Genomic DNA, 6,837 nt, shown 5'->3' with positions numbered 1-6,837 from the left:
GCGGGGACCGACGGGGTGGAGGGGGCCGTCGGCGCAGCGACGGTGGGTGCTTCCTCGTCCGCGGCCTCGTCGGCGGGGGGCTCCGCGGCAGGAGGCTCGGTCTCGTCGGACTCCGGCGTCGTGTCCGTGTCGTCGTCGTCGACGAGTGTGTCCTTCTGCTCCGTCGACATCGATTCATCCGGACCGACGTCGGCGCTGATGGAGGAGGAATCGCTGTCCCCGGCGCTCGGGAGCGATGCCGCGGGGCTCGCTCCGGCCAGGCCAGGGATGATGGTCGCCGCGGCGACCACTCCCGCGACGACCAGCGCCGCGGAACCCGCGCCGACGAGGGCGCCTACACCGCTCAGGATGCCGCCGCTCGCCGCGCCGGCGGCTCCGCCACCCGTCGCGCCCGCGGACGTCCCGGCTCCGGCACCGCCGGCACCGCCGGTCGCCGTCGCGCCGCCCACGGCGACCGCGCCCTGAGTGATCCCGGAGGGCATGGCGGCCAGGGCGACGATCGGGGCTCCGCCGCCCTGCAGGGTGGCCAGGTATCCCGCCGAGCCGCTCACACCGAGCACGAGCGGCAGGAGGACGAGCGCGAGTCTCTTCGACACGTCCTTCGCCTCAGCGGCGACGATCATGCATCGCGCGCAGTCCTCGAGGTGCTGCTCGAGCCGCCGGTGATCGCGGGTGCTCAGGTTGCCGCGCGAGTAGGCGCCGAGGTGCTCGATGGTCCACTGGCAGTCGGATCCGGGTGCGGCGCTCCGGAGGTGCGCCTGGATCCACGCCTCACGCAGTCCTTCGCGAGCGCGGAACGCGAGCTGGGAGACGGCGCCGGCCTTCATGCCGAGCAGCGTCGCCGCCTCCTGGGGCTTCATCTGCTCGATCTCGGTGTACCAGAGCACCTCCTGCCACCGCGACGGCAGACTGCGGAACGCCTGCGCCGTGAGACTGCGGTCGAGGGCCTCGTTGGCAGCCTGCTCGGTGCTCTCGGGGTCGGCGACCGTGTCGAGCTCGTCGATCGCGGACTCGCGACGGGAGCGGCCCCATGCCGCTGCGGTGTTGCGGATGCTGGTGAAGAGGTAGGCGCGGAACGACCCGTTGGGGCCGCCGCCCTTGATGATCGCCTGATAGATGCGCGTGTACGACTCCTGGACGAGATCGTCCGGGTCGATCGTCGAGGTGATCGACCGCGCGACCGACATGCCGGACGGGTAGTGACGTCTCCAGAGCTCGCCGAAGGCTGCCGCGTCACCCGAGCGGGTGCGCAGGACGAGATCGGCGTCGGCGATCGACGCTTCGTGCGCGGTGCTGTCGTGGTCCACTGTCATCCATCTGTCGCGGGGCGCGGATGCGCCTCCACATGAAGAGACGCGTGAAACCGTTCCTCATCACGCGTCTTCACCATTCTCTCTCTGATCTCTCAGCCTCGCCACCCCGAGATGGGAAGTCGGGCGGCTTTCCCGACGATGTGGAAATCCCCGGTCAGAACGAGTTCACGTCTACCTGCCACCCCGCGATCGAAAAAAGATCTGAGAAGTCGCGTAATGAATCGCGGACCTCGTCGTCTCATCACATAGAGACAGCCATCGAGCTCCACCGGGGGGCGGAGCTCAGGCGCTGGTGCGAGGGGCGAGTGCACCGGTACGGCGGGTCGGGCGCCTCGGGGGAGGAGTTCCCGGCCCGCCGACTCTCGCAACGAGGGGGACCAGTGAAGGGGCCGTCGATCTGGGGACCGGCGGCCCCTCACCTCGTACGAGGACGACCGGAGATCGCAGGGCTGCGCGTCGGTGCGCGCCAGCGGGGTCAGGGTCGGGCGCCTACCCACGTGTGCACCACGCGCAGCTGCGCGTCCAGCAGCACGGCGTCGCCGACGTGTCCGGCAGCGAGGGCGCCGAGCCGGGCGCCGAGTCCGATCGCCCGCGCAGGCGTCTCGGTGAGTGCCCGCACGGCATCCGTCAGTGCGACGCCCGCCGCGATCGCCCTCTGCAGCGCCACGTCCTGCGTGAGCGTCGATCCCGCGATCGACCCCGTCGCATCCGCGCGGGCGATGCCGTCGCGCACCGTCACACTCACGGCGCCGAGGTCGTAGTGGCCGTCGGCGCTGCCGGCGGCCGCCATGGCGTCGGTGATCAGGGCGACGCGGCCGGGGGCGGAGTCGAAGAGCAGCCGGACCACGCGCGGGTCCAGGTGCACGTCATCCGCGATCGCCTCGAGCACGACGCGGTGGTCTGCGGCCGCCGCCAGCACGGGACCCGGCGCGCGGTGATGGATGCCGGGCATGGCGTTGAACGCATGCGTGAGGATCGACGCGCCGGCCTCGAACGCCGCGATCGCCATGGTCGCGTCGGCGCTGGTGTGCCCCACGGCCGCGGCCGCACCCGACTCGACGATGAGGCGGACCGCGTCCAGTCCTCCGGCGAGCTCGGGCGCGATCGTCACCTGCCGCACGGTGCCGCGCCCGGCCTCGAGCAGTCGCGCGACGTCGTCGGGTTCGGGCGTGCGGAGGAGAGCGGGTTCGTGCGCGCCGTGGTGCGCGGGATCGAGGAAGGGCCCCTCCAGGTGCGAGCCGAGGATGTCGGCATCCGTCGTCGTCAGCTCGGCGATGTCGGCGACGCGACGCGCCAGATCATCGAGCGGCGCGGTCACCAGCGACACGACGGCACGCGTCGTCCCGTGATCGCGATGCAGGGCGCGCGCGGTGCGTATCGCGTCCACGCCGTCGTCGAACGACGCCCCGGCGCCGCCGTGTCCGTGGATGTCGACGAAGCCCGGTGTGAGCACGGCGCCGACGCCCGCCTCGGCCGCCGCGTCGACGATGCGATCCGCGTCGGTCCACGTGTCGGCGGTGCCGCGTTCCACGACCGTGCCGTCCTCGATGCGCACCCAGGCGTTCTCGGTCACCGAGCCCTGGTCGACGATCCGGGCGGAGTGGATGACGAGGGATCCCGTCGCGGTGGGATCGGTGCTCATCGCTCGCTCCAGGGGATCTCGTCGGCCGCGTGGAAGTCCACGCCCCCAGCCTTCCACAGCGGTGCCAGGCGACCGAGCCGCTCACGGAAGGACTCCCAGGCTCGCCCCGGCGCCTCTCGCGGCGACCACGCGACCTCCGCCTGGGCGGCAGCCCGAGGGAAGACGAGCTGCTCCACCTCGCCGATCGTCGCCGTCGTCTCGCTCCACAGCGGCGCCTCGATCCCGAGGATCGCGGCGTCGGGCACGTCGAGCACCTCGGTGGGCTCCCACTCGTAGGCCGAGCGCACATCGATGAGGGCCGCCCATGCGAGACCCAGCGGGAAGTCGGCGGTGTACTTCATGTCGAGGTAGGTCCTGTCCGCCGCCGACATGATCAGCGCTCCGCCTCGCTCGACGAAGTGCGCGGCCTCCGCGGCATGCGTGCCCTCGGGGGTCGCCTTGCCCCAGTACTGTCCGATCGTGCCCTCGGCGATACCCGCCGCAGCGCCCACCTCGTGCCAGGCGACGGGGATCTTGCCCTCCTCGAACACGATCGCCGTCGCCCGTTCGACGAAGTGGTCGAAGTCGGCCTGCGGTGTTCCCAGGGACTCGTCGCCGCCTATGTGGATGTACGGCCCCGGTGTCATCTCGGCCAGCTCGCGCACGACGTCGCGCACGAACCCGTAGGTGCGCTCCTCGTGGATGCGGACGCTCGAGTGTCCGACACCCCACCCGAGATACGGCTCGCCGGCGACGGGGAGATCCTGGCCCAGCCGCTCCGACTCCGCGATCAGGCTGTCGTTCAGGACCGGCGCCTCGACGAGCTCGGGGTAGGCGACGCCGATCGCGTGCGTGTGGCCGGGCAGATCGATCTCGGGGATGACGATCATGTGGCGCCGGGCGGCGTGGGCCACGATCTCGCGATAGTCGTCCTTGGTGTAGAAGCCGCCGGGGGCGCCGCCCGCGGCGGTGGACGAGGCCACGTCGGTGAGCTTCGGCCAGGAGTCGATCCGGATCCGCCAGCCCTGGTCGTCGCTGAGGTGCAGGTGCAGGTGGTTGAACTTGAGGGCGCTGATGTGATCGATGAACTTCTTGACCTCGTCGACGCCGAAGAAGTGGCGCGCGACGTCGAGCATGACGCCGCGCCGCGCGAATCGCGGAGCGTCGAAGATCTCGCCGCGCAGCACGCCCCACCCGTCGTCGTCCTGGCGCAGCAGCTGCAGCAGGGTCTGCACGCCGTAGAACAGCCCGGCGTCGTCGCCGCCGACGACCTCGACGGTCTCGTCGACCGTGAGCCGGTACCCCTCGAGCGCCGCGGCTCCGGGGTCGATGCGGAGCAGGATGTCGGCGGAGGCGTCGGTCGTGGGCAGGAGTCGGACTCCGGCGCGCAGGGCGACCGCGTCGATCAGCTGCTCCACCGCCGAAGCCTCGCCGGACACGGTGGTGGCATCGCCGACCGGCATCCGGCCGCCGCCGACGCTGGCGGAGAGGGGGAGAGGGACGAGGGGCATGGAATGGGGAAGGACCATGAACAAAACCTACCCCGCAGGGCTTCGGGAGCACAGGGGCGGATCCGCTATGCTCGTACTCGTCGCGACTGGCGTCTGGGTGGACTACCACCGGGGAGCGACTGACCACGGAATTCGACCGCGCGCCTGGGCCGATAGGTATACCCCTTCGAAATCCGTCGTCAGAGGAGCACGTCATGACCGACCGTTACTTCAACGCCCCGCTCGCCGAGGTCGACCCCGAGATCGCGCAGGTGCTCGACCGCGAGCTGAAGCGCCAGCAGACGTTCCTCGAGATGATCGCATCCGAGAACTTCGTCCCCGTCTCCGTGCTGCAGTCGCAGGGCTCGGTGCTCACGAACAAGTACGCCGAGGGATACCCCGGTCGCCGCTACTACGGCGGCTGCGAAGAGGTCGATGTCGCGGAGGAGCTCGCGATCCAGCGCGCGAAGGACCTCTTCGGCGCCGAGTTCGCCAACGTCCAGCCGCACTCCGGCGCGTCCGCGAACGCCGCGGTGCTGCACGCGATCGCGCGTCCCGGCGACACGCTGCTCGGGCTCTCGCTCGACCAGGGCGGCCACCTCACCCACGGCATGAAGATCAACTTCTCGGGCCGCCTCTACGACATCGTCGCCTACGGCGTGAACCCCGAGACGTCGGTCATCGACATGGACGAGGTGCGCCGTCTCGCGATCGAGCACAAGCCGAAGGTCATCATCGCCGGCTGGTCGGCGTACCCGCGCACGCTCGACTTCGCCGCGTTCCGCGCGATCGCCGACGAGGTCGGCGCGCTGCTGTGGGTCGACATGGCGCACTTCGCCGGACTCGTCGCCGCGGGTCTGCACCCCAACCCGGTGCCGCACGCGCACGTCGTCTCGTCGACCGTGCACAAGACCATCGGCGGTCCGCGCTCCGGCTTCATCCTGACCAACGACGCCGACATCGCGAAGAAGATCAACACGGCCGTCTTCCCCGGGCAGCAGGGCGGTCCGCTCATGCACGTGATCGCTGCCAAGGCCACGGCGTTCAAGCTCGCGGCGACCCCGGAGTTCGCGGAGCGTCAGGGTCGCGTGCTGCGCGGCGCATCGATCATCGCCGAGCGTCTCTCGCAGCATGACGTGAAGGATGCCGGCATCGGCGTCCGCTCCGGCGGCACGGACGTGCACCTGGTGCTCGTCGACCTGCGCGATGCCGAGGTCGACGGCAAGCAGGCGGAGGACCTCCTGCACGACATCCACATCACCGTAAACCGCAATGCCGTGCCGAACGACCCGCGGCCGCCGATGGTCACCTCGGGCCTGCGCATCGGCACCCCGGCCCTCGCGACGCGCGGATTCGGCGATGCCGAGTTCACGGAGGTCGCGGACATCATCGCGCTGGCGCTCATCCCCGGCGCTGACGTCGAGGCGCTGCGTGCCCGTGTCGACGCGCTCGCCGCGGCGTTCCCGCTCTACCCGGACCTGCAGCAGTGACCGCGGCGGTCCTCGACGGCAAGGCGGCGTCGGCCGAGATCAAGGCGGAGCTGACCGAGCGCGTCGCGGCGCTGAAGCAGAAGGGCATCGTTCCCGGCATCGCCACGGTGCTCGTGGGCGCCGACCCGGCATCCCAGCTCTACGTCGGCATGAAGCATCGGCAGTCCGAGGCGATCGGGATGAACTCGATCCAGCGCGAGCTGCCCGCCGACGCCTCGCAGGCCGAGGTCGAGGCGCTGATCGACGAGCTCAACGCCGATCCCGCCTGCCACGGCTACATCGTGCAGCTGCCGCTGCCGAAGCACCTCGACACCGACGCGATCCTCGAGCGCATCGACCCGGCGAAGGATGCCGACGGGCTGCACCCGACCAACCTCGGGCGGCTCGTGCTCAACGTCAACAGGCCGATCCGCACCCCGCTGCCGTGCACGCCGCGGGGGGTCATCGAGCTGCTGCAGCGCAACGGCTACGACCTCTCGGGAAAGCACGTGGTGGTCGTTGGGCGCGGCGTGACGATCGGGCGGCCCATGGGTCTGCTGCTGACCCGCCGCGACATCAACGCCACCGTCACCCAGGTGCACACGGGCACGCCGGACATGTCGCCGTACCTGCGCGAGGCCGACGTCATCGTGGCGGGCGCCGGCGTGAAGCACCTGATCCGCGCCGAGGACGTCAAGCCGGGGGCCGCGGTGCTCGACGTCGGCGTCACGCGCGAGACGCATCCCGAGACGGGCAAGAGCCTGGTCTACGGCGACGTGCATCCCGACGTGGCCGAGGTCGCGGGCTGGGTGTCGCCGAACCCCGGGGGCGTGGGCCCGATGACGGTCGCCCTGCTCATGACCAACGTGGTGGAGGCCGCAGAGCGCCTCGTCTGACCGCAGCCGCACTCTCGAAGAACCGCAGAACGTCGCAGGGAATCCCAC

At 70.8% G+C, this 6,837-nt stretch carries 5 protein-coding genes and 1 riboswitch; of the genes, 2 read left to right on the top strand and 3 right to left on the bottom strand.

Features of this window, described 5'->3' with window-relative positions; all coding sequences use genetic code 11:
• The 3 genes from A4X16_RS11895 to A4X16_RS11885 all read right to left on the bottom strand — a co-directional run.
• The coding region (locus A4X16_RS11895) for a sigma-70 family RNA polymerase sigma factor (protein WP_067120816.1) at positions 1-1,307 on the bottom strand (1,307 nt) is incomplete at its 3' end.
• A 481-nt stretch (positions 1,308-1,788) separates the two neighbouring features.
• Positions 1,789-2,955: an N-acetylglucosamine-6-phosphate deacetylase gene (gene nagA / locus A4X16_RS11890; RefSeq protein WP_067120814.1), complete on the bottom strand. Its 1,167-nt coding sequence runs from the start codon at positions 2,953-2,955 to the stop codon at positions 1,789-1,791.
• Positions 2,952-4,463, bottom strand: a complete 1,512-nt coding sequence (locus A4X16_RS11885) for a family 20 glycosylhydrolase (protein WP_067120811.1) — start codon at positions 4,461-4,463, stop codon at positions 2,952-2,954. The genes nagA and A4X16_RS11885 overlap by 4 nt, the downstream gene beginning before the upstream one ends.
• Before the next feature lie 54 nt (positions 4,464-4,517).
• Positions 4,518-4,602, top strand: a riboswitch (ZMP/ZTP riboswitch).
• 37 nt (positions 4,603-4,639) lie between these two features.
• Between A4X16_RS11885 and glyA the strand changes: the two genes are divergently transcribed.
• Both glyA and A4X16_RS11875 read left to right on the top strand, forming a co-directional pair.
• Positions 4,640-5,914 (top strand): serine hydroxymethyltransferase, encoded by a 1,275-nt coding sequence (gene glyA, locus A4X16_RS11880; protein ID WP_067120809.1) that lies wholly within the window; start codon positions 4,640-4,642, stop codon positions 5,912-5,914.
• Positions 5,911-6,789 carry a bifunctional methylenetetrahydrofolate dehydrogenase/methenyltetrahydrofolate cyclohydrolase gene (locus A4X16_RS11875; RefSeq protein WP_067120808.1) on the top strand — a complete coding sequence of 293 codons (879 nt, stop codon included), beginning with the start codon at positions 5,911-5,913 and terminating at the stop codon, positions 6,787-6,789. Before glyA ends, A4X16_RS11875 begins: the two co-directional genes overlap by 4 nt.
• The last annotated feature ends 48 nt before the right edge of the window (positions 6,790-6,837 follow it).

The sequence above is a fragment of the Microbacterium sp. H83 genome (assembly GCF_001650405.1).
Lineage (GTDB): Bacteria > Actinomycetota > Actinomycetes > Actinomycetales > Microbacteriaceae > Microbacterium.
This window is presented reverse-complemented; position numbering and strand designations above follow the sequence as displayed.